Here is a 23,905-nt window from a genome sequence, read left to right on the forward strand (position 1 = left end):
TGGATGAATAAGTAAGGCTTGATGACGAAGGTTTTCACTGTTCTGTTTTAGAAAGCGAATATCATTCAGCGGGAGGCTACAACTGATTAATTGAGGAATGCTTCATGCTCAAAGTAAAACAAGCACCTTCTCCTTCAACCGAGCTTACATTTAACGTATAGCCTAGCCGCTTACACACTTCCTTTGCTAAATATAATCCCATACCTGTTGATTCTCCTGTCATACGACCATTTTGCCCTGTAAAGAACGGATCAAATACCCGCTTCAAATCACTCTTAGTAATCCCAATCCCTTCATCACGCACCGAGACGCTTGTACTTTCTCCTTGCTGCTCTATTATAATCTCCAGCTCCTTGCTGCCCTGCTTTAGTTTGCTATATTTTATCGCATTGGTAACAAGCTGATTGATAATAAAGCCAAACCATTTCTGATCCGTTGCAACAAGTGCTTCGCCAACTAATTTAGGATAAATTTGATGTTGAATTAACAGCTTTTTATAACGATTAATTATTTCCCTGATTACCCCGTGCAGCTCAACTGGCTTAATGTGCAGATCGAGCTCCAGCTTATCTAACCTTGCTGAATTTAGCATTAGCTCTAAGCCGCCTTGCAATTTATCAATTTCCTCAGACATACTGCGATAAACGCTAGCTTGCTGATGCAACTGCAAAGGCTCTCTTCGTTTTAGCTGCTCATCAATTTGCTGCATCTGCATATCTAAAACAGAAAGCGGCGTTTTCATTTGATGCACCCATTGCAACGTAAAATGATGCTGGATTTCCCGCTTGCGCTCCATCTCAGCAAGCTGATCTACGTATTTTTTTTGCTGATTATGAAGCAATTTAGAAATGAGCTCTTGCTCCTTATATACTTCTCCCTGCAAAATATAAACCGCTTCTAACGTATTCTCACTCTCTAACGCCTCAAATAAAGACTGATAGTACGATTTAACACGCATATATTGCACAATATTCCATATCACAATACATACACCAGAGAGCACAAAATAATAATACATGCTCGTCAAATCAATTAGATCAGCATGACGTTGGCGCTCCAGCAAATAAATTCCTCCGCCTAATAGCACAAGAAAAAGCTGAGCAATGATATTAAGCATTTGATCATTTAAGTAAAGCAGTACTTTCTTCATTATGAATCCTCCAGCTTAAGCTTATACCCTTGCCCACGTATTGTTTCAATTCCGTTAGGCAAGCCTAGCTCTGCCAGCTTTTTACGCAATCTTGTCATATTTACAGTCAACGTATTATCATCGACAAATTGCACATCATCCCATAATGCCTCCAGCAGCATATCCCGCGGTACAACCTCACCATAATGGCGAAGCAAGCATTCAATTAGCAATAACTCATTACGAGTAAGATCAATTCCTTTATCGTTATAATACAGCTCATTACGATTTAACCATAAAATAAGACCATGCTGTTCCAGTTTGCTACCATCCTGTTGTGTCAAAGATGGAGACATACTTTGAGCTTCTTCAGCGTTTTGGGCATATTCCCCGTACACTCGTCTAAGCTGTCCTCTAACTTTAGCGACAAGGAGATCTAGCTTAATTGGCTTTGTAAGATAGTCATCACCACCATTTTCAATAGCCATTACTTGATCCATTTCCCCTTCTCTAGCTGAAATAAAAATAATTGGCACGTTGGAGTTTTTTCGTATTTGCCTGCACCAATAATATCCGTCATAATACGGAAGATTTATGTCAAGCAAAATGAGGTGTGGTTTAAAATTATCAAGCTCAGACGTAATATCTTTAAATTGCTTTGCTATCGCCACTTCATAAAAATATTGCTCTAGCTTTCCCTTCATTAAGCTAGCTATTTTCATATCATCTTCTATAATTACAATTCGATACATCGTAAAGTACACCACCAACAACTAAAATCATTTCCATAAAAAAAAGCGCAGTCAGATCTTGACTACGCCTATTGTATCACGCTAATAAAAAGCTTTACCATCTTCCGCCTCTTAGCTGCTCTATAATTGCTCTTAGTTCTCCATCATGATGAACCTTTTCTTCACCTTTAATCTCAATTTTCTCAATATCTAGCTTATAAGTTTCTTTTGCATTGACTGGTGCAAAGATAAGCTCTTGCTCATCCTCAAGTTTCACATCGTAGCCAAGCTGCTTAAACGCTGCAATAAAATCCTTAATGCTAGGCTGACGATCATCGGGTAAAAAAATGAGTGCGCGCAACATTTTCGTATGCGCTCCATCAATAAATTTGAAATGAAAAATGCATTCTCTTAGTGCCATCTCAGTACAAAAGCCCCTTTCACGGTTGTACTATCAGCATACAATGAATTATTAAGATAATCCATACTTTAACATGTTTCGTAAAATTATAGCCTATATATTAACAGAAAAAGGCAGATATAGCGTATAACTGCTATCTGCCTTTTGCCTTATAACCTTTAATAATCTATACTGTTTTAGGTTCTACAGCTTCAACCTCAGGCACGGCAGCTTTAGTTTTGAATAGCTTGCCCCAAACATTTGCTTTTAGCCAAGGAAGAACAAAATAGTCTCCGCCAAGTTTACCTGCATTACCTGCTGCTAGCATTACGATGAATCCTAATAGCACCATTTTTGGATTTGTGCTCACTGTTCCTGCGAACATAAACATAAAGTTCATTAACATTCCGAAGAACGCTGCTGGCAATGTTAGAATTCCAGTAATTAACCCGATACCTACTAAAAACTCGCCCCAAGGAATTAAGAAGTTTATAACATCAACCATTGGTAAAGCAAAATGCTCAATAAAGGCGTTATATGTTGGATATAATACTGCATCGCCCTTCATCACTGGATTGGTGATTGCATTTGTTAGGTAGCCTGTTGCATCAAAGCCTCCACCAGTAAGCTTACCCCAACCGCTCGTTACCCATTGGTAACCTAATAATATGCGAATAACTGCTACCACCATTGCTGCGTATTTATTTTCTCTCCAAAACTTTAACATTTTAACCACTCCCTGTTCGTTTTTCTTTATGGTCTTAGTATACAGGGGAACTAAATAAAACTATGTGATTTTAATCACATATTACGTGATTTTTTTCACAAATATAATTCTGCGCATGACTTTAGCTGCATTTGTGATTTTTTTCATGCAAGCTATGAAGATGCAGAGCGTTATAGACGTTAACAAACGCATATTTTCAGTTAGTTTACTATTTAATGCAATGTATTTTAAAGGAATGCTAAACATTTATTATAATAGAAGAATAAAATTGGGGGGATTTATATCAAAAAGATGCTAATGATTTTATGCATTCTCTTTCTTTTTGGGTGCAGCAAGCTTGAAGTGGACTCATTTGAGAAAACGATCGAGCTTATTGAAAACAATCAGTTTTATATTAATTGCTCAGAAGAGATTACCTATAAAGAAAAGAGCGGAAACAGTATAGGCTATCTATGTGCCATTATTATTGATGACCAAACAAGGCTATTAGACAAAAATCATCAGCCGCTAGAAATAAGTGATTTTACCATAGGAGATTCTATAGTCATCTCTTTTACCGAACCAATTACAATTACGAAAACAAATAGAGATTTTGTTGCTGAGAAAATCATTTTACAATAAGTTCTGCCTAGTTTTAAATAAGCAATGCCTTCACAAACAGTAAAAATCTGTTTTGAAGGCATTGCTTTCCCCTTACTTAATTTCTACTTTAATTGCATTATTTTTCGCATCAAAAGTAACTTTTCCGCCTAGCTTTTCTACGATACCACGAATCGGAGCGTAAGTTGTATTATTTTTGCTGATGATTTCCTTACTGCTTAGTTTGAAAGTAACAGTTTTATTATTCCGATTAAGAATAAGCTCTGTCTTATCATCACTAAAGCTTATTGAAGCATCGATTGCCTCGGCAATTTCACGGATTGGAAAATAAGTGCTATTGTTCTTAACCAGCGGCTTGTTCGTTAATTTTATTTTTTCACCGTTTATGTATAGCGAAATATCCGAAGTTTTTAGCTCATCCTTAGCTTGCTTAGCTTGAGCTGTTTTTATTTGAACTTGAGCTGTTTTTATTTGAACTTGAGTTGTTTTTGGAACTGCTGTTTTTGGAACTGCTGTTTTTGGAGCTGCTGTTTTTGGAACTGTTGTTTTTGGAACTGTTGTTTTTGGAGGTCGTGCTGTTTTTAGTATTGCTGCTTGTGCTAGAACTTGAGCTTCCGCCATTATGGTAATGATAGCCTGTACATAACCCTTTTGCCTTCGATTTTTCAGAGCAATTATGACCTCCATTAGCATCCGTGCGTCCAGAATGAGCAGATGCCACAGAAGCCGTAGTTAATAATAAACAAGCAATCACTACGGCAGTTAAAAATTTCATAAAGCAAAATCTTTTCACATCTTACACATCCTTTATATTGTTTTTGATTACACTAGTACATATTATATTTCAATATCTTACACTTTCAAGATAAAATGGCAATTTGTGATTTGTTTTTCATAAAAAAAGCCATAGCAGCCTACACCAGTAAGGCATACTATAGCTAAATTGTCCGCTTCTATTATCATTATTTATCGGCTACTTCTTTGTTTTTTTAGACTTAAAGCGACGAACATTTTGATAAGAGCTTTCCAGTCTCGGTACATATTGATCAAAATATTCACTGACAAGCCCTACAAATAATACATCAACGAGATGCAGTTGAGCCATACGTGAAGCCATATCACCACGACGCATACCCGCTTCCGAGGATGAGATAAACAAGCTAATTTCTGCAATTGAAGCAAGGGTATTTTCACCATACTTTGTAATCGAAATCGTCGTTGCGCCTTGCTCCTTCGCACTAATCAATGCTGCAATCGTCTCAGGCGTTTCTCCTGAATAAGAAAAGCTAATGGCAACATCTCCGGGCTTTAACGATGCAGCTGAGGTTTGCTGCATATGCGGGTCGGAAAATACAGCCGCTGCCTTACCGATTCGAATCAGCTTTTGATACAAATCCTCAGCTACGACACCAGAGGTTGCTACGCCATACAAATCAATACGGTTAGCATAATGCAGCTTTTCAATTGCGAGTCTTAACTTGCTATAATCCAGCATTTTTGCTGTATCTGTAACAGACCTGACATGATTAGCAGTAATCGCATTAACGATTTGATCGAGCGGTTGGCCTGCAACAATATCTTGGTATGTATCTATATTAGTCTCCCCTGTAAGATCAACTGCTAGCTTGATCTTAAACTCCGAGAAGTTATCAGCTTGAAACCTGCGACTAAATCGCGAAATGGTCGATGTGCTGCAACCAGATAATTTAGCTAGTTCTGTGATAGAAAGCTGCGATGTTTCGTGAGGGTGCTGCAAAATATAACTGCACAAGTTCTTTTCTTGCTGTGTTAATTCTTCAAACTTTTCCTTCATGGCAGCAATAATACTCAAACTTTTCACCTCCAAAATTAATCGCATTAATAATCATATCGCTTTCTTCATGAAAATTAAATGGTTCTGATAATATTTTCATAAGTTAATGTTAAAAAAATGAGCATCGACTTATGGAAGCAAAAAGCGTTGTTTTGCTGCTCGACTCGTCGATGCCCGAATTCTTTACTATAACTTAAATAGATTAGCTTTGCTACTTGCTACTATAGCTTCGCTTCCCCGTTAATAAATACTTGGCTTAGCTTGAATTGCTCATCCATAATAAGCAAATCAGCTCGTTTGCCTATTGCGATGCTGCCGTATTGATCATCAAGACCGATTACACGAGCAGGGTTTAAGCTAGCCATTCGACTTGCTTCGCTTAGCGTTGCCCCTCCTTGCTCTACTAGAAAACGATAGCCTTCGATCATCGTTAACGTACTGCCAGCTAAGTTTCCATCTTTGGTTAAACGAGCAACTCCTTGCGAAACTGTAACTGGCAAGCCACCAAGCTCATATGCGCCATCTGGCATGCCTGCTGCTGAGATCGCATCAGTTACAAGCACTACGCGATCAGCGCCTTTTACTTTGAGCAAAAGTCTTACGGCTGCAGGATGAACATGAATACCATCTGCGATAATTTCAGTTGTTACTTCATCATGCAGCATAACCGCACCTAGCGTGCCTGGCTCGCGATGATGTAAACCTTTCATTGCATTGTACGTATGGACAGCATGGCTAAGTCCATGTTTAACAGCTTCGCTTAATTGATCATAGGTAGCATCGGTATGTCCGCAAGCTGCGACAATACCATGCTTATCTAGTAACTCGATATACTTATATGCCCCATTAATTTCTGGTGCAAGAGTTTGCATTTTAATTAAGCCTGGATATTGAACCTGCCACTCTTCCATCCATGCTGGCTGAGGTTCAACCATATAAGCTTCATTTTGCGCGCCTTTCCATTTTGGATTGACAAAAGGTCCTTCTAGATGAACGCCAACCAGTTGTGTATAAGGCATTGGTTGTTGACGATAGCTGTTAACTCGCTCTAAAACGGAGCTAAGTTGCTGCTGTGAACCTGTTACTGTTGTAGCTAACATTGCTGTTGTACCATTTTGCATATGGAAAGAGGTAATCGCATCTAGCTCTTTTGCCTCTGCATGCATAAAGTCATGCTTTGCACCACCATGCACATGGATGTCAATAAAACCAGGCAATACATATTTTCCTTCACCGTCAACGACTGTAGCAGCTTCTTCTGACTGCAAAGCTTCTGGCAAACTGCCTGTTCCAAAATTACTAATTTTTCCGTCCTCGAAAACGATCCAGCCTTCATTAAGAACTGTTTCTGGTAAGATAAGATTTACATTATAAATGATTGTTTTGTTTTTGTTCATTTTAGTTTGCTCCCTGCTGCTTCATCCAACAATACGACCAAATTAGCATGTGTTTGTAGTAAAGACGCTGGACATTGTGGTGTAATTGGTCCTTGCAAGGCACGCTGCACAATTTCCGCTTTATCTTCACCTTTAACAACTAGCAGAATCATTTTTGCTTTAAGAATAGAACCGATGCCCATAGTAATCGCTTGACGCGGCACATCTTCCATGGAAGCAAAGTAACGCGCATTCGCTTGACGTGTCTTTTCCGCTAATTCTACAACATGTGTACCGCTAACCAGTTCGTCTGCTGGCTCATTAAAACCGATATGTCCATTATGTCCTAGCCCTAGCAATTGAATATCCAGCTGACCGTAAGCAGCAATCGCTTCGTCATAGCGAAGACATTCTGCCTCTAAATCCGCTGCGTTGCCATTAGGAACGTTTGTGTTTTCAGGTACAATATCAATGTGATTAAATAAGTTGTGCTGCATATAGTAACGATAGCTTTGCTCATGTGCTGGATCAAGTCCGACATACTCATCTAAGTTAAAGCTAGTAACTTGCTTGAAGCTCAAAAATCCTTCATTATATTTCTTTACAAGCTGCTCATAGATTCCTACTGGAGTTCCTCCTGTAGCCAAACCAAGTACAGCTCTAGGATTTTTTTGCACTATGCTGGCAATTAATGCTGCACCTGCTTCATTGACTTTATCCTCTGAATTAAACGTCAAAATATTCATATTCTAGCCTCCTGTATTTAATCATGATGCATGTTAATAGTCAAATTGCTTTATTCCATAAAGAACATCCCTGCTGCACCTAGCACTGCGATTTCTTTACCTAGCTCCGTACGACGCAATGTAACATGCTTAAGCATATCTGGTAATGCACGTTCACGAACAACCTCTTGCATATAATCGTAAAGCAGATTGTCACTGCTCATTACACCGCCGCCAAAAATGATTTGCGTCGGGTTAAATAAATGAATTAATGAAACAATTCCGTTACCTAAATAAAAGGCTGCCTCTCTAAGCAACTCCTGAGCTTTTTCATGTCCTTGACTAGCTTGTTCTAACAGCAATTTACTTGTCCAAGCTCCTTGCTGGAGTGGCTCTAATCGCTCATTAGCAAGCTTTGCCAGTGCAGTGCCGGAAGCATAGGTTTCCACACATCCATAATTGCCACAGCCGCAACGCTCACCGTTAGGATTGACCGTAATATGTCCAAATTCACCTGCACTTGCAGAAATTCCCTGAATTAATAGTCCGTCACTAATAATGCCCGATCCTATTCCTGTACTTATTGTTACATAAATAAGATGTTTCGCTTGCTTTGATGTTCCCCATACATATTCGGCAACTGCCGCCAAGTTCGCATCATTTCCAAGCTGTACAGGCACTTGAAAACGGTCTTGCAAAATAGCACCTATTTTTACATTGTGCCAATTCAAATTACTAGCATATACAATGCTCAACGCTTCAGGGTCAATCACACCAGCAGAGCAGATTCCTATTCCTTTAAGCTTTCCGCCTTCAGGTATGCTCGTAATTAACGATGCAACTTTTTCCTCAATACAGGCAATAAGCCGTTCTGCTCCTTGCTCTGGCAAACTCTCAAATTGAATCTGCCGCAAAATGGTACCATCTTGCTGGACTAGCGCCAGAAGCGTCTTTGTTCCACCGATATCAATGCCAATGCCGTATTCTTTCTTATTTTCAAGCATGACCATTTAACAAGCATACCTCCTATTAAGAAAATTATTTTCATAATTAATATAACAATTTATTAAAAAATTTTCAATAATCTATTTCTATTTTCGTAATCCATGATAAACTATGAATAGAAGCAGGTTTCATTTTCATTCAGAGGAGGACAGCTAGTATGAGCAATACGCATTCCAATATTGAAGTAAAAAATAATGCGTCTCGTGAGCAGCTTGAACAGATTTTAGACATTTTAGGAAAAGGTTTTTCAGTTGGAAGAGCTTTTTTTCAGGAACGAATTGATCATGATCCAACGTTTGACCCTGCTAACACTTGGTTTGCTACAGTTGATCAAGTCATTGCCTCAAGTGTACAAATCTTCCCAATGAGTTTACGAATAGATCAAGATATAATTCGAGTTGGCGGTATGGGAAGCGTATGCACAGATGAAAACTATCAAGGAATGGGGCTAGCCACTCGTATTTTGCAAGAACAAACGAAATATATGAAACAACAAGGGTATCATCTTAGTATGTTGCTAGCCAGCAAGCATAGTTTTTATAACCGAAGCGGCTGGTACCTGCTTTCAGAGCCAATTTATTACCTTAATAATGAGGCTTATCAAAATAATAAAGAAGTTGTGCAAGATACCGCTGAAGCTAATTATGTAGTTATTCCTTTTGATTCTTGTCATTTACCGCAAATGAGTCAACTTTACGATACGTTTAATAAACATCGTACAGGCAGTTATGTACGTAATGAGAGCTATTGGAAAAGTCTTATTCAGTGGCCTACTTGGCGGGAAGCAGAGTGCTTAACGCTGTGGCAGGATGAAAAGCTAATCGCTTATGGCATCATTGCCCATACCAAACATGAGCAAGCGATTTTACGTGAATTCATTTATGATCCACAAAAATCAACAATTGCAGATGTTTTGCCGCTCTTTAACGCGCTTTGTCAGTTACGTCCAGATGCAAAGGTTATTTTAGCTAAATTACCAAAAGATCATCTGTTATACAAACATTTTCAAGAGAGCGGGGCAACTACTGAAAAGATAAACATTGCAATGTGGAAAATGATCAATTGTGAGGCGTTGTTCAACGACTTGCTACCACAATTGCAAAATCGTTTGAAAAATAATGATAAACTAGCTGGGCAGCAGTTTAAGTTTGCCCTTGAAACAGAGCATGATCGAATTGTTTTCAGCTTTAAGCAGTCTAATCTACAAATTGCTGTTCAGTCTAAGCGGGATCAAGCCAATCAATCCCAAGCTCAACAGATTGCAGTGAATGGTATTGACGAACAAGCTATTGCAACGATTGAAACAAGTGAAATTACACTAATAAAATGGTTGCTATATGGGTTTGATGCAGCTGATGAAAAATCAGTTTGTGAAAATGAGGCTGAACAAAGCGCTGCTATTGATATGATACTGTCCGCACTTTTCCCTGAGCAAAACTATGCTTTTTATATTACAGACTACTATTAATATGGCAATTCAATCAGACAGCAAATAAAAGTAATTAAAAAGGATGTCAAAATGTCGGCAAAGCCGCTGACGATTCTGGCATCCTTTTATACAATAGATTGTTCTTTTAACTCCAAGCTTCTGTTAATTTTCCGCATCAGTATGCTCAATTTGACTTGGGAAACACTCTTCCTGTTCATTCTCCAATTTCTGCTTCCAAGGAGCATCTGTCACCTTATGCAAAAACTGATTTATTTTCAAGACTAATACTGGAATCAATACGAGCAGAAGGGTGCATACAATCACTAAAGAGTTATGAATTAAATCGTAACGAAACTCCATTTTAGCTCCCCCTTTATTTTGTTTATTTTGATTCAGTTATTGTACCGATTGTTATCAAATTCAAATTAACATCTACGTTTACTTGACATTGCGTAAAGATTTTTTCTCCGCTGTCCCAATTGTCTTTATATTTTTGCCACAGTTCATATTGTTGCTCATACATATTTTCATAAAAACCTAGAAAGTCTGTTTCATACTTCTTTTGTGATAATTCAATGACTCCTTCAATCAGTTGTTTTATTTTTTCTTCTCCTTTTGCCTTAATATCTTTGTTTAACTTATTAATCGTAATATCTTCCTCCAGCTCTGATTCTACAATAGAGCCATTTGCAGAAATCGATATTTCGAAAAACGGCAATCCTCGTTCATCTTTTTTTACCTTTATGTTGCGGAAAAACTCAAGAACTTCTATAACAATCTCTTTTCCATCCATATCAATTTCTAATGCTGCGGTCTTCACTAAACCTTGAATCATATTGCGTCCCGTAGTTTCTTCCGGATTAAGGTGTCCAATAAATTTATGATCCTGCCCATAAAAGATTGAGGCACCTGCTGTAGATATTTTATTTTCAGCTGCCCTGCTCACTTTTGGCAACACATAGCTCATATTGGACAAGAGCATTTTACGTAAAACACCGATTGTAATTGGCGGTGTAATGGATTCACTTTTATCAGGGTTATTATTAGTTGAGATAATGTATTTTACAGGCAGTGTTTCTAGTTCTGTACTTACTTCTAAAATATCCTTTGCTCTTCCTTCAGAAACCATAACATAGGATGCTCTTCGACTTTCAGGATCTCGTATAAATAGATCCATTATTTCTCCAATATGCTCTTTTTCAGCTAATTTATCTGAAATAATGATAAGCTGATTATGCGAAAGAAATGGAGTTCGACTAAGCTCACTTGCCAAATTTCGAACAGCTTTAAACACTGTTTTAGCTGTAGAGGACTTATTAACATATGGATGTACTCCTTTTTGCCCGCTACTTCCCTGCATTTGTGTTGGCAGCACAATTTGAAAAGTTAACGTAATATTATCATCCTCTATATTTATTACTGCTGCCTCATAATTGCTTCCCCCAACTCTAAATTGCTTTACTTCTTATCCATCATGACGAACTGCATAAAAAAGCCCTTAATTCCTTATCTTTGGAATTAAGGGCTTGGGCTTATGTTTTATATTTACTGTTTATAATCTAGGAAACATGAACAAGATCGATATAACCTATTTTTTCTCACTCACTGTTTCTAACTTCGAAGCGGCGATTAACAATGCGCCGTAAGCTGCATCTTCAAGGGGGAGAATGAGCTTTGTATTTGGAAACTTAACTTCTAGTTTTCGTTCTAGGGCAGAACGCACATATTGTGATTTTTGCAAAACACTGCCCGCGATTGCAATGTTTGCCTCATGCATATCTAATCGTTCAATAACAGGTACAAGTAACTTCAATAGTTGCTCGCCACAGCGCTCCGCTATTGCAAGCGCAGCTTGATCGCCGCTATCGCAAGCTACATTTAATATTGGAGCGAGCATAGCTATATCTTTCTTCGTAGTTTCCTTATTATAAACATAACCGATGACTTCCTTCACATTTGACATTTGCAGACGATTATAAACTAAAGATGGAATAACACTGTCGGCAATCCTTCCATCCTCAACTTGTACAAGCACCGAAAGCAAATCTCGTCCAATGCTATATCCGCTTCCTTCGTCATCGATCAAATGACCAAAGCCGCCAGTGCGATGCTGCTGTCCTTGCTCATTAACACCTAAACAGATAGAACCTGTTCCAGCAATAAGAATAATGCCAGACATCGCCTTTTGTGCACCATATAACGCAGTTTCATGATCGCCAGTAATGCTGATCTGACCTTGATAACCATTTGACCGAACTTGCTGTTCTAAAAAGAACCTCACCTCAGGATTGCTAATCCCTGCTGCACCAATACAAATATGAGAAACCTTATCAAGTGAATTACATTCCTCTTTAATCTCACTAAAAATGCTCTGAAAGGATTGAATAATAGCCGCTTGATCTCCACCGTTCACATTAATAGCCCCAACGGAAAATTGCTTTACGATCTCAAACGATGCAGTAGTTTGCAGTGCTTTCGTGCTTTCGTTAACTACTGCAATTGAAACGGCTGTCTTTGTACCACCGCCATCGATGCCAACGATATAGGTCATTCCTATTCCTCCTAACAGATTGCTTCTATTATTTCTCTCTTACTCTTCACGTAACATGCTTCTAACCTAGCAATCGTCTCTATCCTACAAATTAATTGGCAGCTTAGCAGCCGGTACATATTTTCCAGTTAATATTGGGATAAGCGACTCAAATGCATCAACAGAATATTCTAGCAGGGTTAGACTAGCGATCGCCCCGTTAATGAGTGCAAGATCATAAGGTCTACCTAGAGCAACAAGCGTTGTTTTTACGCCTTTTTCGATTAATGCCTTAGCTAGAGCTAATTGTCCAACATTCTCACGAGCATTGAATAGCCCCAATATGACATGCTCTCCTGCTGCAACTTTGGCAAGACAAGCATCGATTTCCTCCTGCTGCGGGTCAATTGATAAAGTTTGATGTTTCAATCCTAACTTTTCACCAATATAGGCAGCAAAGCTTAAATCTGTATTTACACTGCTGGAAGCAAGATCTGTACGATAAGATTGCGTACCGATAATGTGTACTGATGAATCATTAAAGTCAATTGAAGCAAGCTCTCCTGCTACAAGGCTGATCGTTTCGGTGCGCATTAAACCGCTAGCAGCTAAATGCACTGGCGTGCCGACTTGTTCAGGTTGTGGAGGAGCAATAATTGCATACTGTGACTTGTAAGATAAAATGTTTTCTACTGCTGCATCAATAATCGCTTCATCTAACTCACCAGCAGCTACTGCTGCTTCAATTTCATGCACCGCTTCTTTTACTAATGAAGGGGTATGGCTAATAAAGATTAAATCAATACCAGCGGAAATTGCACCTACAGCCCCTTTAGCAGTGCCGTAGAAACGTTTTATTGCTTCCATTTCAAGACAGTCTGAAACAACTAGACCTTTAAATCCTAATTTTTCCTTTAACAGCCCCGTAATAATGACGCGTGACATTGTTGCCGGTACACCAGAGGTCTCAATTTTCGGGAACAAAATATGAGAGCTCATAATCGCGTGCGCGCCTTGCTTAATTGCCGCTTTGAACGGAATAAGCTCAAGCTGCTCTAGCTCCTCTACCGTTTTATCAATGCTTGGCAAGCCAATATGAGAGTCTACATTCGTGTCACCATGACCTGGGAAATGCTTCAAGGCAGACATGACACCGCCGTCAATTAGACCTTTCATCATTGCGATGCCGTATTCTGACACAGTTTCAGCAGTATCGCCATAGGAACGAATATTAATAACTGGGTTCAAAGGATTATTATTTATGTCCATAACAGGAGCTAGATCAAAATTAATACCTAAAGCCTTTAACTCACGAGCAGTAATTCTGCCTGCAACATACGCATTTTCAGATCTGCCTGTAGATGCAATTGCCATCGCTCCTGCAACATTGGTCGCTTCTTTAGGCATGCGAGTAACACGTCCGCCCTCTTGGTCGATCGTAATAAAACCTGCTACTCCTGTGTGCTCAACATATAACTGCTGAAGCTCTGCAACCAAGTTTCCTAGCTGAACTTTATCAATTACGTTATGAGAAAACAAAATACAGTTGCCAATATAATAATCTTTAATTAGTTCCTTAAATTCATCGGTAATTTCCGAGCTAGGAAAACCTGCTACGATCATTTGCCCGATTTTTTCCCGCAAGCTCATTTGTTTCACTGTTTTCATCTGATTCATCACCAAGCCCTATCTATATAAATGATACTGCTTCTTCCGAACGGCAAAGCTGTTGCTTTCTTCTGCAAACTGCTCAAGCAGCTCCTTAGCGCTAACTCCTGGAGTACGATAAATATTATCCCCTGCCAACAAATCAATAAATGGTCTTGAACCTTCTTTAATCGGCGGCAAGAAAGCAAACTCTTCGTACATATCACGAATCGTAAATAGTAAGTTAACCCCTACTTCAAGCGGTTTAATTAACTCTCGATCCGTTATATAAATTTGGATGCCTCCGCAAAATTCACCAGCATGCTTTGAAGCTGTCGGCTTAAAATGTACAGGACGGAAACGAACTCCAGCTAGTCCTTTAGCATTCATTGCATCACTTAGCTCTTGCGCTTTAATATAAGGGGCGCCGATCATTTCAAATGGAAAGCTCGTGCCTCGACCTTCAGAGCAGTTCGTTCCTTCAAACAAGCATGTGCCTGTATATAAAAGTGCGGTCTCATAACGAGGCATGCCTAATGACGGATGAACCCAAATTAATCCTGTGTCAATAAACTGCATATTACGCTGCCATCCTTCAAGCGGGACAACATAAAGCTCAGCATTCCAGTTCATCTCGGCATTCGCCATCGTTGCTACTTCACCAGCAGTTAAACCATAGCGAACAGCCAACTCATAGTTACCAACAAAGGAACGATAACCTGGCTTAAGTACATTGCCTTCTACAGTTACTCCATCAAGCGGATTTACACGATCCAGAACTACAAAAGGAATTCCTGCTTTTGCACAATCCTCTAACGCATAAAGCATAGTATAAATAAAGGTATAATAGCGAACACCAACATCCTGAATATCATAAACAACAATATCAACCTGCTCTAGCATTTCAGATGTAAGTCGCTTAGAATCTTTACGGTATAAGCTATAGACTGGCACGCCTGTCTCAGCATCAATATAGGTGTCGACAATCGCTCCTGCATCAAGATCGCCGCGCACTCCGTGCTCAGGAGAAAACATCGCTGTTAAATTGAAGTTTTCGTGTAAAATAGAGATCGTTGAACGAAAATTGCGATCAAGTCCTGTTGGCGCAGTAATTAAACCAACACGTTTATTTTGTAAAATATGTTTATACTTATCCAGTACATCGATCCCATTAAGCACCATTGTCTCTCACTCCCCACTCCTAATATTTTATATTTCTTACCATAGCGAGGATTTATTTACTTTCATACTTTCTGGTGCAACCATAAAAGCTTCAGCATAAGTTTTACGTGCTTCACAACCACGTACTACGGCAAGTGCTTTATAATAATCTAAATATTTGAATGATTTGCTGTTCGTTACGAACCAATGCTTGCTTAACGCATCAATCCATAAATCAAAGGCAGCCTGATCGAAATCAACATAAACATACGGTACAAAGTCTACTGCATCTTCCCAGTTTTCAGAGTAATATAATCTCGCTGCAAAATGATTAGGCAATTCGCGTTTGAAGGTTGGCAAAGCCGCATAATAACGTGCATCATTAACGATATAATGAGTTAGTGCATGATCTTTATGCATACTGTTTTTCCAGTGTGTAATAATGATGTTTGGCTTCACTTTGCGTATTACATCGCATACTGCAAAGCGAACTTCTTCATTATCGGGAAGTTCACCGTCACGATAATCGAGCACAAACGCTTCTCCACCAAGCATGTTGGCAAAAATATTGGCTTCCTCTATCTTTTGCTTACGATATTCTTCCATATCCATCCCTGCAGGAACGCCGCGTTCGCCGGCAGTTAAAGCAAGGGTATAGATTTTATCCCCTTTTAAGCTGTGACTTGCAAGCACGCCTCCAGAAGCAAGTTCAACATCTCCTACATGAGCTCCAATTGCTAATACTGTTAATTTTTCAGTTGTCATAGTTTTATAACTCCTTTCGTAATGTAGCAAATTCTTTTTCAATGCGGAAACCAGCTTTTAAGTAGATATTTAAAGCAGGATTTGTTTTACCTGTAAATAACGTAATATAATCACAGGAAGCATTTTGAAACGCTTCCACCATGCGATAGAATAGCACACTGCCAAGTCCTCGACCCTCATGCTCAGGATGCACGCCCACACCGCAAAAAAATGCGCGACCATTATCCTGTCTTATAATCGGACCAGCAAAACCAACACAAACTCCGTCTTTTACTGCTACAGGAAGCGGAACCCCTTGAGCAGCAAACGGCGGAACCTCTTTTTTCCATTGCGGATTGTCCAAAGCTTCAAATAGCTGCTGAATGCCGCTATGCTGTCTTTCGTTATAAAACATCACCTGATAGCCTTGTTCCTTCGCTCGTTTCTCTTTTTCTAGTATCGCTTGTGGAATTTGAAAGCTTCCTAATGGCAAATACATACCACATTGCGTAGCACGATCTAGATAACCTCTAGCAATTAATCGTTTATAGAGAGGCATATTGCGATCAAGCCCAGGAGCGTTATTATGCTCATGTTCTGGAGCGCTCGGCATCGTCCATATTAATTTGACAGGGTTGAAAAATAGCACATCCGCCTGCTTTTTGCCTAGTTCAATAAACCGCTTTTCTAAAGTTTCTATCATAGCATCAAATTGATCATCAGTTGCCTCTGGCTTCATCATTACCGTCGTAATATAACCGGCTACGTCACCTAAAGGAATATCTTTGCTCGTAATACCAGCAGCAAAGCCAATGATTTGCTCGTCCTCTATTGCAACAAATGTACAAGCTTCATCATAAAACGGATGATCAATAAATGTTTTAAGAAACTGCTCATCAGTTAATGGCTTGTAATTGTATTTGCTGCCTACCTCATTCCATAATCTACAGGCTGACTGAACATGCTGTGCACTAAAGCGTTTGATTTCCATTGATATCACTCCAATATGCGATTAGTGATCCGATTCATTTTGCAGGCCAGCTTATTTTCCCCATCACAACCTGCTTATTCGCTCCTGTTACAGAGGGTAAATTATTAGGCAAGCGTTGCATCGTATAATGTGCTAACAAAGCAAAGGCGATCGCTTCCTTGGCATCACTGTTTCCACCAATATCTTCTTGAATCATTGTTGTTATACCATATGGTTCAAGTAGCTCTCTTATATGCTTTACAAGCTGAGCATTATAACTGCCGCCGCCGCCAATTAGCATGCGATTTGCTGGGTGAGTAGGATGAATAAACTGTCGATAACTCTCTGCAATACTCCATGCGGTGACATAGGTAGCCGTAGCGATAACATCAAGCGGATTCCAGTCATGCTTCTTCATCATCTCTAAAATTTGATTAACATATTGCTCACCAAAATGTTCACGTCCAGTTGACTTAGGCGGAGCTTCGTTATAATATGGATCGCTTTGCATCCACTCAAGCAGTTCATTGATGATTTCGCCTTGTGCAGCAAAATGACCGCCAGCATCCATTGTTAGCGGTGGAAATATCTTAGCAACAAGTCCATCAATAATCATATTGCCCGGTCCTGTATCAAACGCATATACATCCTTTATCGTACCTCCTGCTGGCAATACAGTAATGTTCCCGATACCGCCAATATTTTGCAGCAGCAATGTTTCATCCTGCTCTGCGTATAGCAGGTATTCTGTAAAAGGTACAAGCGGGGCTCCTTGTCCGCCAGCCGCCATATCAGCAATGCGAAAATCTGAGACACAAGGGATGCCAGTGCGATTAGCAATAACTGCCCCTTCGCCAATTTGCACTGTAAAATGCAAATTATAACCATCAACAAAATTAGACTGCGGTGCATGATAAATGGTTTGTCCATGGGAACCAATCGCTGTAATCTGTTCGCTACGCAAACCTGCTTGCTCAATAATGGAATATGTAGCTTGGCTATATAATTCGCCAAGCCACATATTCATCTTACCTACTTTATCGATTGTTGCTTTTGAAGGATCAAACAACTTAAACAGCTCACATCTTACATGCTCAGGGAAGGGAGTGTTGGCAAAAGCCAGCAGTTCAACCTTCACCTTGCTTGCATGCGCTTGATGCTCATTTTTTTCTGCTGCGAGTTTAATAACTGCAGCATCAATTCCATCAACTGAAGTTCCAGACATTAGTCCTACATAATATTTTTCCTGATTATTTGCATGACGTATTTCCGTGCTGGATTTCTTTAATGGAGTAGTCATTATCCTTTCACCGCTCCTACTGTTACCCCTTCAAGGAAATAACGTTGTAAGCTAAAGAACAGAATAAACATTGGCACTGCTGAAATTGTTGCTCCCGCCATCATTGGTGCAAAATAAGTTGTGTTCGCGAAGCGGAAGTTTTTCAAACCAACCTGAATAGTTTGCATATCCATTGTGTTGGTTACTAGGAATGGCCAGAAGAATGTATTCCAGCTTTCCATGAAAGTCAGAATTGCCATAACCGCCATTACAGTTTTGGATAACGGCATAATAATATGGAAAAACAATCTTGGTTGAGAACAGCCTTCAATTTTAGCTGCTTCAATAATTTCATTTGGAATACCGGACATAAATTGTTTTACCAAAAAGATGTTATATACCGTAACAATACTTGGTGCAATCAAAGCAGAATAAGTGTTTTGCAATTCAAAAATATTTACAATTAAGATATACAATGGTACTTGAGTTACCTGACCAGGAATCATCATTGAGCCAAGTAGTAAAGCAAATAGAAACTTACTACCCTTAAATGTAATTTTAGAGAAAGCATACCCCGCTAACGTTGCAAAAAGCACGTTAGAAATCGTTATCGCTACTGCAACAATTAATGAATTTAGTAGCCAATCGTAGGTATATTGGTTAAAATTAAAGAAAAATTTGTATGACTCAAATGAGATTTTCGAAGGAATAATCGAATAACTCATCGCTCCTGCTTCAATTGGATCTCCAAATGATGATATAATCATAAAATAAATTGGAAAGATTGTTGCAAGTGCAAACAGGAGCAGGAACAACATAATTAGTCCATTACGGGTAAATAATGCGCCTTTACTTTTAAAGTTGTTAGTAAACAATCCCATATTCGCCGCTCCTTCTTCTAGTATTCAACATCGTTTCCAAGGAACTTAAACTGGATAAACGAAATGATTGCGATAATTAACGCTAACACAAGTGATTGTGCTGCTGCTTGACCAAACTCAAAATATGTGAACGCATTGTTGAAAATTAACAACCCTACCATCGTTGTTGCATGGTCTGGACCTCCACCAGTCATCATATATGCGTTTTGGAAAACTTGGAAGGAGCCGATTATACCAGTAACGAGTAGGAACAGCGTTGTTGGCTTAAGGAATGGAATAACGATATACCACAATTTTTGGAAGAAGTTAGCACCATCAATATCGGCAGCTTCATAATAGCTGTTATCAATCCCAAGCAAAGCTGCAACGTAAATAATAATTGCAGTACCATGACTAGATAGCCATGACATTAATACTAGTGAAAACATTGCTGTTGAACTGGAACCAAGCCAGTTTTGATTTTCAAATCCTAGCAAGCTGATAACTTGGTTGGCAATACCGGATTTTAATGGGTCAAAAATCCATAACCATACAACGGAAAGTGCCACACCAGACGCTACAGCTGGCAAATAATAAATAGCTTTGAATGCAGTTTGAGTTCTTTTCTTAAACGGAAGAATTAAAATAGAGACAAGAAATGCTAAGAAGATATTAATTGGAACTGTGAACACTGTGTAAAGCGCGGTGTTTTTAACAGCTTTCCAAAATAGTTCTGATTCAAAAGATTCTTTAAAGTTCTCGAATCCAATGAAAGTGGAGCCTAATGGACTATAATCTTGCAAGCTAATGATAAAAGCACTGACAACCGGATATGCAGTAAACATAGCAAAAGCCACAAGTGCTATAGCAATGAAGGCATATCCCCAAGCAGAATCTCCTTTAATTTTAAATCTTCGTTTCGTTGCTACTGTTTGTTGATTCATCGGGCTTCACCTCTCTCTATAGAACGATCCATCACTCAAATCTAGATAAACCGAAGTGATTTCTGCTTGAGTGTGAATGCGCATTTCATTGAAATGGAAGGCTGTACGTTTTAAGCATACAGCCCTTCACATCTTACTTTCTATCGATTATTAGTCGATTACTACTCCATCTTCACCAAAGGACTTAATTGCCGCTGCCTTAACTGCATCGAACATTTCTTGTGGTGTAACTTCACCAGCAAGCAATGCTTGCAATTTAGGTACGATTACTTCAGTTTCAATTTTGATCGCCTCTGCTGCTAGATCAGTAGGAATATCTGTGCGATTTGGACGGGCTTTAGACATCATAATCTCATCTGCTTTAACGTTATCTTCATTACGTTCGTATTGCTCAATAGTTTGAGCGTTACGAGCAGTTTCAGTAATTGGAGACAAGAACAATTCATTTGCCGCATTTGCCGCTACTTCACCAGATGCTAGATAGTATGCAGCTAATGCTACGTTTTTAGTATGCTCCTCTGTTGGCTCTTTTTTACCACGGAACGCTACATAACCTTCAACAACAGTTGTTGGTACATACTCAGCGCCGTTAAATGTAGGAACTGGAAGCACAATGTATTCTGTTTCAATTGAGTCAGCAACGGCAGAACCGTCATTTGCTTTAAGTTTCTCGTTGTTCAAACGAGCAGAGTTTTCAAAGCTTGAAAGACCTTTACCTGTAATCATTGTTTGACCAGTTAGGAACATGTTCCAACGTTTACCTGCATCAATTGAGCTAAGCTCTTTAGGCATTGAACCGTCGTCGATCATTTCACGAATCGCAGTCAATAGACCCAAGAATTTTTTACTTGTATAAGAGAATTTCAAGTTTTCATCGAAATATTCTGGCAAACCAGCTGATTTAGCCATAATGCTTAGGTAGTCTTTAGAAGTAACGCCAGATGTAGCAAATACGAAACCATAACGAGAAGTGTTGCCACTAGCGTCTTTTACTACACCATTTTTAATTGCTTCGCGGAATTCTTCATAAGTCCAACCGTTTTCTTGAACGCTTTTCCAGTCGATTCCTGCTTCTTCAAGGAATTGTCTGTTACCACCGATGGAATGAACCGCCATATATGCTGGCAAACCGAATTGTGCATCGCCAAGAGCCATATATTGGAATGGAACTTCATCAAAGTCAGCTTTCATTTCATCAGTTAAAGCATTACTAAGGTCAAGAAGCATACCCATGTTTGCATATTTGCTAATACCAGTTGATGCAATAAATGCAATGTCAGGTGGTGAACCTGCGTTAACTTGAGTATCTAGTTTTTGTGTCATATCTTCCCAGCTAGCTGGTTCGATTTTCAAAGTTAAATGTGGATAAAGTGCATTGAAGTCTTTCTCCATTTGATCAAAGCGAGCTTGATAGTTTGCTGAAACCGGAGGCAATAGCGCCGTAATTGTATCTTTTTCCGGTGCAGAACCACTTGATGATGAGTTGTTGCTAGAATTAGATGAGTTCGTGCCTGAATTCGAGTTTCCGTTGTTGTTCCCACCACATGCTGCAAGTAACGATACAAGCATCGTAATTGCCAAAAATAAAGATAAAATACGTAATCTTTCTTTCATTCTTAGTACCCTCCTCATTTTGTGTTCCTTCAACATTCTCACCTTACAGTATTTTGCTGCTCAAGATAGCGAATCGCTTGTTTCAATCTCCCTTGATGCTGATTAAGAAGTTCTTCAGCTGACTGTGCATCTAGTCCAGTTTTAAGCATCATAATCGCTAGCTTTGTATTCATTGATGCCTTTTCTAATGTTGCTTTTGCAGTCACAGCATCCACTTCTGTGATTTGCATAATGATGCGAACTGAACGATCAACTAGCTTGATATTACTTGCTTTGAGGTCTACCATTAGATTGTTATAAGTTTTACCAAGCTTCACCATCACGCAAGTCGTCAGCATATTAAGTACTAACTTCTGAGCTGTTCCGGCTTTTAATCGTGTCGATCCACTGATAACTTCTGGTCCAACAACAGGAGAAATGCATACATCTACGATTGGTTCAAACTTAGAGCCCTTATTATTACAAACGCCAATTGTAGCAGCTCCAAGTTCTTTTGCCTTCGTTAATGCAGCTATAACAAAACGCGCGCTACCACTCGCAGAAATACCAATCACAACATCCTTTTCAGATACACCGATGCTTTCGATCAAGGATTTACCTTCATCCTCATCATCTTCACAGCCTTCTACTGCATTTCTTAATGCAAAATCCCCACCTGCAATATAGCCTTGTACAAGAGATGGATCAGTTCCAAAGGTAGGAGGACATTCTGATGCATCCAATACTCCTAATCGTCCCGATGTCCCGGCTCCAATGTAAAACATTCTTCCACCAGTTGATAGACGTTGGTAGAGAATATCCACAGCCTTGGCAATACTCGGAATTTCGTTGGCTACAGCTGCGGGCACCAGAGTATCCTGTTGATTCATTAAACGCACCATTTCTTCAGTTGTGCATTCATCAATCTTGAATGTCTCTTGGTTTATCGCCTCTGTTGTTAAACCCGCAAGGTAGTCATTCATAGCCACCCTCCCTTTGCTGATAAAATATAACATAAATATTACGAGGGATGTTATGTTCATTTACAATCCCTATAGTTATATAGTAGATCAACTATATGAAAGCGTCAATACATTTCGAAAAAAAATTTCAAATAAAATTATTTTTTCGTTGTTTTATTTCAAATAAGGAAAGGTTGGCTATCTTTTTATGGATATTCTTGTATTGAGTTTCATATTCTCCATATTGCTTGCGAATTTCAGAAATAAGTAAACGTTTACTTTTTGACTATTCGTTTTACAATATCCTCCAACTTTTTATAAAAAGTAACAAAGGCATTGGTCATTTCTATGACCAATGCCTTTGTAGCATTTTCTTACATCAACTAAAGCGCTAATATTTTAATTTTTTTGTTACGATGTTATGAGTTGCAGTCAAGTACTTCTTCACACTGTCATATTCAGCACTTGCTACTCCTGCAAACAAAATATCAACCACAGTGAGCATCGCAATTCTGGAGCCCATTGCTCCGCTTCTTATCGTTAACTCTGGGTGAGAAATATTAAGCACAATATCTGCTCGCTCAGATAATATACTTTTATTATACTTCGTAATGGCAATGCAAGTTACATTATTTTTTTGAGCTATTTCTAACGCATCTAAAATCTCGATCGTAGCACCAGAGTTAGAGATAAAAATGGCTACGTCGTCCTCACTAAGTAGTGTAGCAGCCGTAAGCTGACTATGTCCATCGCAATAAGCATGACAAATTTTATTGATTCGCGAAAACTTCTGTTCTCCGTCCATCGCAATCAGTCCTGAAGCGCCGACACCAAAAAACGCAATGCGCTTGCACTCGCGAAGGATATTTACCGCTTTTTCAATTTCACCTCGATCGATAACGCTCATCGTATCATCAATCGATTTTCGATTGTTAAGCGAAATATTCGCAATAATGGTTGAAAGTTCATCTCCGGGTCTTATGTCTGTATAATGTTCCTTGTCTTCTTCATCTCTTGAACCTATAGCAGCAGATATACTAACAATAAAATTACGATAGCCGCTATAGCCTAACGTTTTGCAGAAGCGCAATACAGACGCATCACTCGTTTTACTTGCTTGCGCAAGCTCTTTTATCGACAAATGCGGGATCTCTTCGGTATTCTCCAAAACATAATCCCCTACAAGCCGTTCAACTGGAGTTAGACTTTCTCGCATCTCGCGAATTTTAATTAATACATTGTCATTCAAACTCATAATCTACCTACTCTAGTTTTATATT

25 protein-coding genes are annotated in these 23,905 nt (G+C 39.1%); 2 read left to right on the forward strand and 23 right to left on the reverse strand.

Features of this window, described 5'->3' with window-relative positions; genetic code table 11:
- Positions 1-76: 76 nt before the first annotated feature.
- The 4 genes from AC2TDL_RS02925 to AC2TDL_RS02940 all read right to left on the reverse strand — a co-directional run bounded on the left by AC2TDL_RS02925 (position 77) and on the right by AC2TDL_RS02940 (position 2,987).
- A complete protein-coding gene (locus AC2TDL_RS02925) occupies positions 77-1,150 on the reverse strand; it encodes a sensor histidine kinase (protein WP_484698662.1) in 1,074 nt (357 codons plus the stop codon).
- A complete protein-coding gene (locus AC2TDL_RS02930; protein ID WP_484698664.1) occupies positions 1,150-1,881 on the reverse strand; it encodes a response regulator in 732 nt (243 codons plus the stop codon). The genes AC2TDL_RS02925 and AC2TDL_RS02930 overlap by 1 nt, the downstream gene beginning before the upstream one ends.
- Positions 1,882-1,975: 94 nt before the next feature.
- Positions 1,976-2,281: a hypothetical protein gene (locus AC2TDL_RS02935; protein WP_484698666.1), complete on the reverse strand. Its 306-nt coding sequence runs from the start codon at positions 2,279-2,281 to the stop codon at positions 1,976-1,978.
- Between the two features lie 166 nt (positions 2,282-2,447).
- Positions 2,448-2,987 (reverse strand): DoxX family protein, encoded by a 540-nt coding sequence (locus AC2TDL_RS02940; protein ID WP_484698668.1) that lies wholly within the window; start codon positions 2,985-2,987, stop codon positions 2,448-2,450.
- Positions 2,988-3,329: 342 nt separating this feature from the next.
- Here AC2TDL_RS02940 and AC2TDL_RS02945 point away from each other — a divergent pair, with 342 nt between their 5' ends.
- On the forward strand, positions 3,330-3,608 hold the full coding sequence (locus AC2TDL_RS02945; protein WP_484698670.1) for a hypothetical protein: 279 nt from the start codon (positions 3,330-3,332) through the stop codon (positions 3,606-3,608).
- 72 nt (positions 3,609-3,680) lie between these two features.
- Here AC2TDL_RS02945 and AC2TDL_RS02950 read toward each other — a convergent pair whose 3' ends face one another.
- From AC2TDL_RS02950 to AC2TDL_RS02975, 6 genes are all read right to left on the reverse strand, one after another.
- On the reverse strand, positions 3,681-4,058 hold the full coding sequence (locus AC2TDL_RS02950; protein WP_484701014.1) for a copper amine oxidase N-terminal domain-containing protein: 378 nt from the start codon (positions 4,056-4,058) through the stop codon (positions 3,681-3,683).
- Positions 4,018-4,362, reverse strand: a complete 345-nt coding sequence (locus tag AC2TDL_RS02955) for a YHYH domain-containing protein (RefSeq protein WP_484701016.1) — start codon at positions 4,360-4,362, stop codon at positions 4,018-4,020. The genes AC2TDL_RS02950 and AC2TDL_RS02955 overlap by 41 nt, the downstream gene beginning before the upstream one ends.
- A 198-nt stretch (positions 4,363-4,560) precedes the next feature.
- Positions 4,561-5,400 carry a MurR/RpiR family transcriptional regulator gene (locus AC2TDL_RS02960; RefSeq protein ID WP_484701017.1) on the reverse strand — a complete coding sequence of 280 codons (840 nt, stop codon included), beginning with the start codon at positions 5,398-5,400 and terminating at the stop codon, positions 4,561-4,563.
- Positions 5,401-5,621: 221 nt separating this feature from the next.
- Positions 5,622-6,797, reverse strand: a complete 1,176-nt coding sequence (nagA, locus tag AC2TDL_RS02965; protein ID WP_484698671.1) for an N-acetylglucosamine-6-phosphate deacetylase — start codon at positions 6,795-6,797, stop codon at positions 5,622-5,624.
- Positions 6,794-7,522 carry a glucosamine-6-phosphate deaminase gene (nagB, locus tag AC2TDL_RS02970; protein ID WP_484698673.1) on the reverse strand — a complete coding sequence of 243 codons (729 nt, stop codon included), beginning with the start codon at positions 7,520-7,522 and terminating at the stop codon, positions 6,794-6,796. The genes nagA and nagB overlap by 4 nt, the downstream gene beginning before the upstream one ends.
- 50 nt (positions 7,523-7,572) lie before the next feature.
- Positions 7,573-8,511, reverse strand: coding sequence for an ROK family protein (locus AC2TDL_RS02975; protein WP_484698674.1), 939 nt, complete (start codon positions 8,509-8,511; stop codon positions 7,573-7,575).
- 152 nt (positions 8,512-8,663) lie between these two features.
- Between AC2TDL_RS02975 and AC2TDL_RS02980 the strand changes: the two genes are divergently transcribed.
- On the forward strand, positions 8,664-9,974 hold the full coding sequence (locus AC2TDL_RS02980; protein ID WP_484698675.1) for a GNAT family N-acetyltransferase: 1,311 nt from the start codon (positions 8,664-8,666) through the stop codon (positions 9,972-9,974).
- Between the two features lie 123 nt (positions 9,975-10,097).
- Here the strand turns inward: AC2TDL_RS02980 and AC2TDL_RS02985 are convergent, their stop codons facing one another.
- From AC2TDL_RS02985 to AC2TDL_RS03045, 13 genes are all read right to left on the reverse strand, one after another.
- Positions 10,098-10,295 (reverse strand): hypothetical protein, encoded by a 198-nt coding sequence (locus AC2TDL_RS02985; protein WP_484698678.1) that lies wholly within the window; start codon positions 10,293-10,295, stop codon positions 10,098-10,100.
- Between the two features lie 22 nt (positions 10,296-10,317).
- The gene (locus AC2TDL_RS02990; RefSeq protein ID WP_484701020.1) at positions 10,318-11,352 is read right to left on the reverse strand and encodes a Ger(x)C family spore germination protein; all 1,035 of its coding nucleotides are present in this window, start codon (positions 11,350-11,352) and stop codon (positions 10,318-10,320) included.
- 171 nt (positions 11,353-11,523) lie between these two features.
- On the reverse strand, positions 11,524-12,486 hold the full coding sequence (locus AC2TDL_RS02995) for a BadF/BadG/BcrA/BcrD ATPase family protein (protein WP_484698679.1): 963 nt from the start codon (positions 12,484-12,486) through the stop codon (positions 11,524-11,526).
- Positions 12,487-12,570: 84 nt separating this feature from the next.
- Positions 12,571-14,133 (reverse strand): glycoside hydrolase family 3 protein, encoded by a 1,563-nt coding sequence (locus tag AC2TDL_RS03000; protein ID WP_484698680.1) that lies wholly within the window; start codon positions 14,131-14,133, stop codon positions 12,571-12,573.
- Between the two features lie 18 nt (positions 14,134-14,151).
- Entirely contained in the window at positions 14,152-15,294 is a 1,143-nt protein-coding gene (locus tag AC2TDL_RS03005; protein ID WP_484698682.1) for an exo-beta-N-acetylmuramidase NamZ family protein, read from the reverse strand.
- Between the two features lie 36 nt (positions 15,295-15,330).
- Positions 15,331-16,038, reverse strand: coding sequence for a PIG-L deacetylase family protein (locus tag AC2TDL_RS03010; RefSeq protein ID WP_484698686.1), 708 nt, complete (start codon positions 16,036-16,038; stop codon positions 15,331-15,333).
- Positions 16,039-16,042: 4 nt separating this feature from the next.
- Positions 16,043-17,008, reverse strand: a complete 966-nt coding sequence (locus tag AC2TDL_RS03015; RefSeq protein WP_484698687.1) for a GNAT family N-acetyltransferase — start codon at positions 17,006-17,008, stop codon at positions 16,043-16,045.
- A 34-nt stretch (positions 17,009-17,042) separates the two neighbouring features.
- Positions 17,043-18,287, reverse strand: coding sequence for an anhydro-N-acetylmuramic acid kinase (locus AC2TDL_RS03020; protein WP_484698688.1), 1,245 nt, complete (start codon positions 18,285-18,287; stop codon positions 17,043-17,045).
- Positions 18,287-19,147 carry a carbohydrate ABC transporter permease gene (locus AC2TDL_RS03025; protein ID WP_484698689.1) on the reverse strand — a complete coding sequence of 287 codons (861 nt, stop codon included), beginning with the start codon at positions 19,145-19,147 and terminating at the stop codon, positions 18,287-18,289. The genes AC2TDL_RS03020 and AC2TDL_RS03025 overlap by 1 nt, the downstream gene beginning before the upstream one ends.
- 17 nt (positions 19,148-19,164) lie before the next feature.
- Positions 19,165-20,070: a carbohydrate ABC transporter permease gene (locus AC2TDL_RS03030; RefSeq protein WP_484698691.1), complete on the reverse strand. Its 906-nt coding sequence runs from the start codon at positions 20,068-20,070 to the stop codon at positions 19,165-19,167.
- Between the two features lie 150 nt (positions 20,071-20,220).
- Positions 20,221-21,684: an ABC transporter substrate-binding protein gene (locus tag AC2TDL_RS03035; RefSeq protein ID WP_484698692.1), complete on the reverse strand. Its 1,464-nt coding sequence runs from the start codon at positions 21,682-21,684 to the stop codon at positions 20,221-20,223.
- Positions 21,685-21,722: 38 nt separating this feature from the next.
- A complete protein-coding gene (gene murQ, locus AC2TDL_RS03040; RefSeq protein ID WP_484698693.1) occupies positions 21,723-22,646 on the reverse strand; it encodes an N-acetylmuramic acid 6-phosphate etherase in 924 nt (307 codons plus the stop codon).
- A 370-nt stretch (positions 22,647-23,016) separates the two neighbouring features.
- Positions 23,017-23,880 (reverse strand): MurR/RpiR family transcriptional regulator, encoded by an 864-nt coding sequence (locus AC2TDL_RS03045; protein WP_484698696.1) that lies wholly within the window; start codon positions 23,878-23,880, stop codon positions 23,017-23,019.
- Positions 23,881-23,905: the final 25 nt, after the last annotated feature.

This window comes from Paenibacillus sp. plas6, from assembly GCF_057221655.1.

Coding starts and splice junctions, on each gene's coding strand:
- AC2TDL_RS02925 (WP_484698662.1), bottom strand. CDS start 1,150: ATGAAGAAAGTACTGCTTTACTTAAATGATCAAATGCTTAATATCATT.
- AC2TDL_RS02930 (WP_484698664.1), bottom strand. CDS start 1,881: ATGTATCGAATTGTAATTATAGAAGATGATATGAAAATAGCTAGCTTA.
- AC2TDL_RS02935 (WP_484698666.1), bottom strand. CDS start 2,281: ATGGCACTAAGAGAATGCATTTTTCATTTCAAATTTATTGATGGAGCG.
- AC2TDL_RS02940 (WP_484698668.1), bottom strand. CDS start 2,987: ATGTTAAAGTTTTGGAGAGAAAATAAATACGCAGCAATGGTGGTAGCA.
- AC2TDL_RS02955 (WP_484701016.1), bottom strand. CDS start 4,362: ATGAAATTTTTAACTGCCGTAGTGATTGCTTGTTTATTATTAACTACG.
- AC2TDL_RS02960 (WP_484701017.1), bottom strand. CDS start 5,400: ATGAAGGAAAAGTTTGAAGAATTAACACAGCAAGAAAAGAACTTGTGC.
- nagA (WP_484698671.1), bottom strand. CDS start 6,797: ATGAACAAAAACAAAACAATCATTTATAATGTAAATCTTATCTTACCA.
- nagB (WP_484698673.1), bottom strand. CDS start 7,522: ATGAATATTTTGACGTTTAATTCAGAGGATAAAGTCAATGAAGCAGGT.
- AC2TDL_RS02975 (WP_484698674.1), bottom strand. CDS start 8,511: ATGGTCATGCTTGAAAATAAGAAAGAATACGGCATTGGCATTGATATC.
- AC2TDL_RS02980 (WP_484698675.1), top strand. CDS start 8,664: ATGAGCAATACGCATTCCAATATTGAAGTAAAAAATAATGCGTCTCGT.
- AC2TDL_RS02985 (WP_484698678.1), bottom strand. CDS start 10,295: ATGGAGTTTCGTTACGATTTAATTCATAACTCTTTAGTGATTGTATGC.
- AC2TDL_RS02995 (WP_484698679.1), bottom strand. CDS start 12,486: ATGACCTATATCGTTGGCATCGATGGCGGTGGTACAAAGACAGCCGTT.
- AC2TDL_RS03000 (WP_484698680.1), bottom strand. CDS start 14,133: ATGAAAACAGTGAAACAAATGAGCTTGCGGGAAAAAATCGGGCAAATG.
- AC2TDL_RS03005 (WP_484698682.1), bottom strand. CDS start 15,294: ATGGTGCTTAATGGGATCGATGTACTGGATAAGTATAAACATATTTTA.
- AC2TDL_RS03010 (WP_484698686.1), bottom strand. CDS start 16,038: ATGACAACTGAAAAATTAACAGTATTAGCAATTGGAGCTCATGTAGGA.
- AC2TDL_RS03015 (WP_484698687.1), bottom strand. CDS start 17,008: ATGGAAATCAAACGCTTTAGTGCACAGCATGTTCAGTCAGCCTGTAGA.
- AC2TDL_RS03020 (WP_484698688.1), bottom strand. CDS start 18,287: ATGACTACTCCATTAAAGAAATCCAGCACGGAAATACGTCATGCAAAT.
- AC2TDL_RS03025 (WP_484698689.1), bottom strand. CDS start 19,147: ATGGGATTGTTTACTAACAACTTTAAAAGTAAAGGCGCATTATTTACC.
- AC2TDL_RS03030 (WP_484698691.1), bottom strand. CDS start 20,070: ATGAATCAACAAACAGTAGCAACGAAACGAAGATTTAAAATTAAAGGA.
- AC2TDL_RS03035 (WP_484698692.1), bottom strand. CDS start 21,684: ATGAAAGAAAGATTACGTATTTTATCTTTATTTTTGGCAATTACGATG.
- murQ (WP_484698693.1), bottom strand. CDS start 22,646: ATGAATGACTACCTTGCGGGTTTAACAACAGAGGCGATAAACCAAGAG.
- AC2TDL_RS03045 (WP_484698696.1), bottom strand. CDS start 23,880: ATGAGTTTGAATGACAATGTATTAATTAAAATTCGCGAGATGCGAGAA.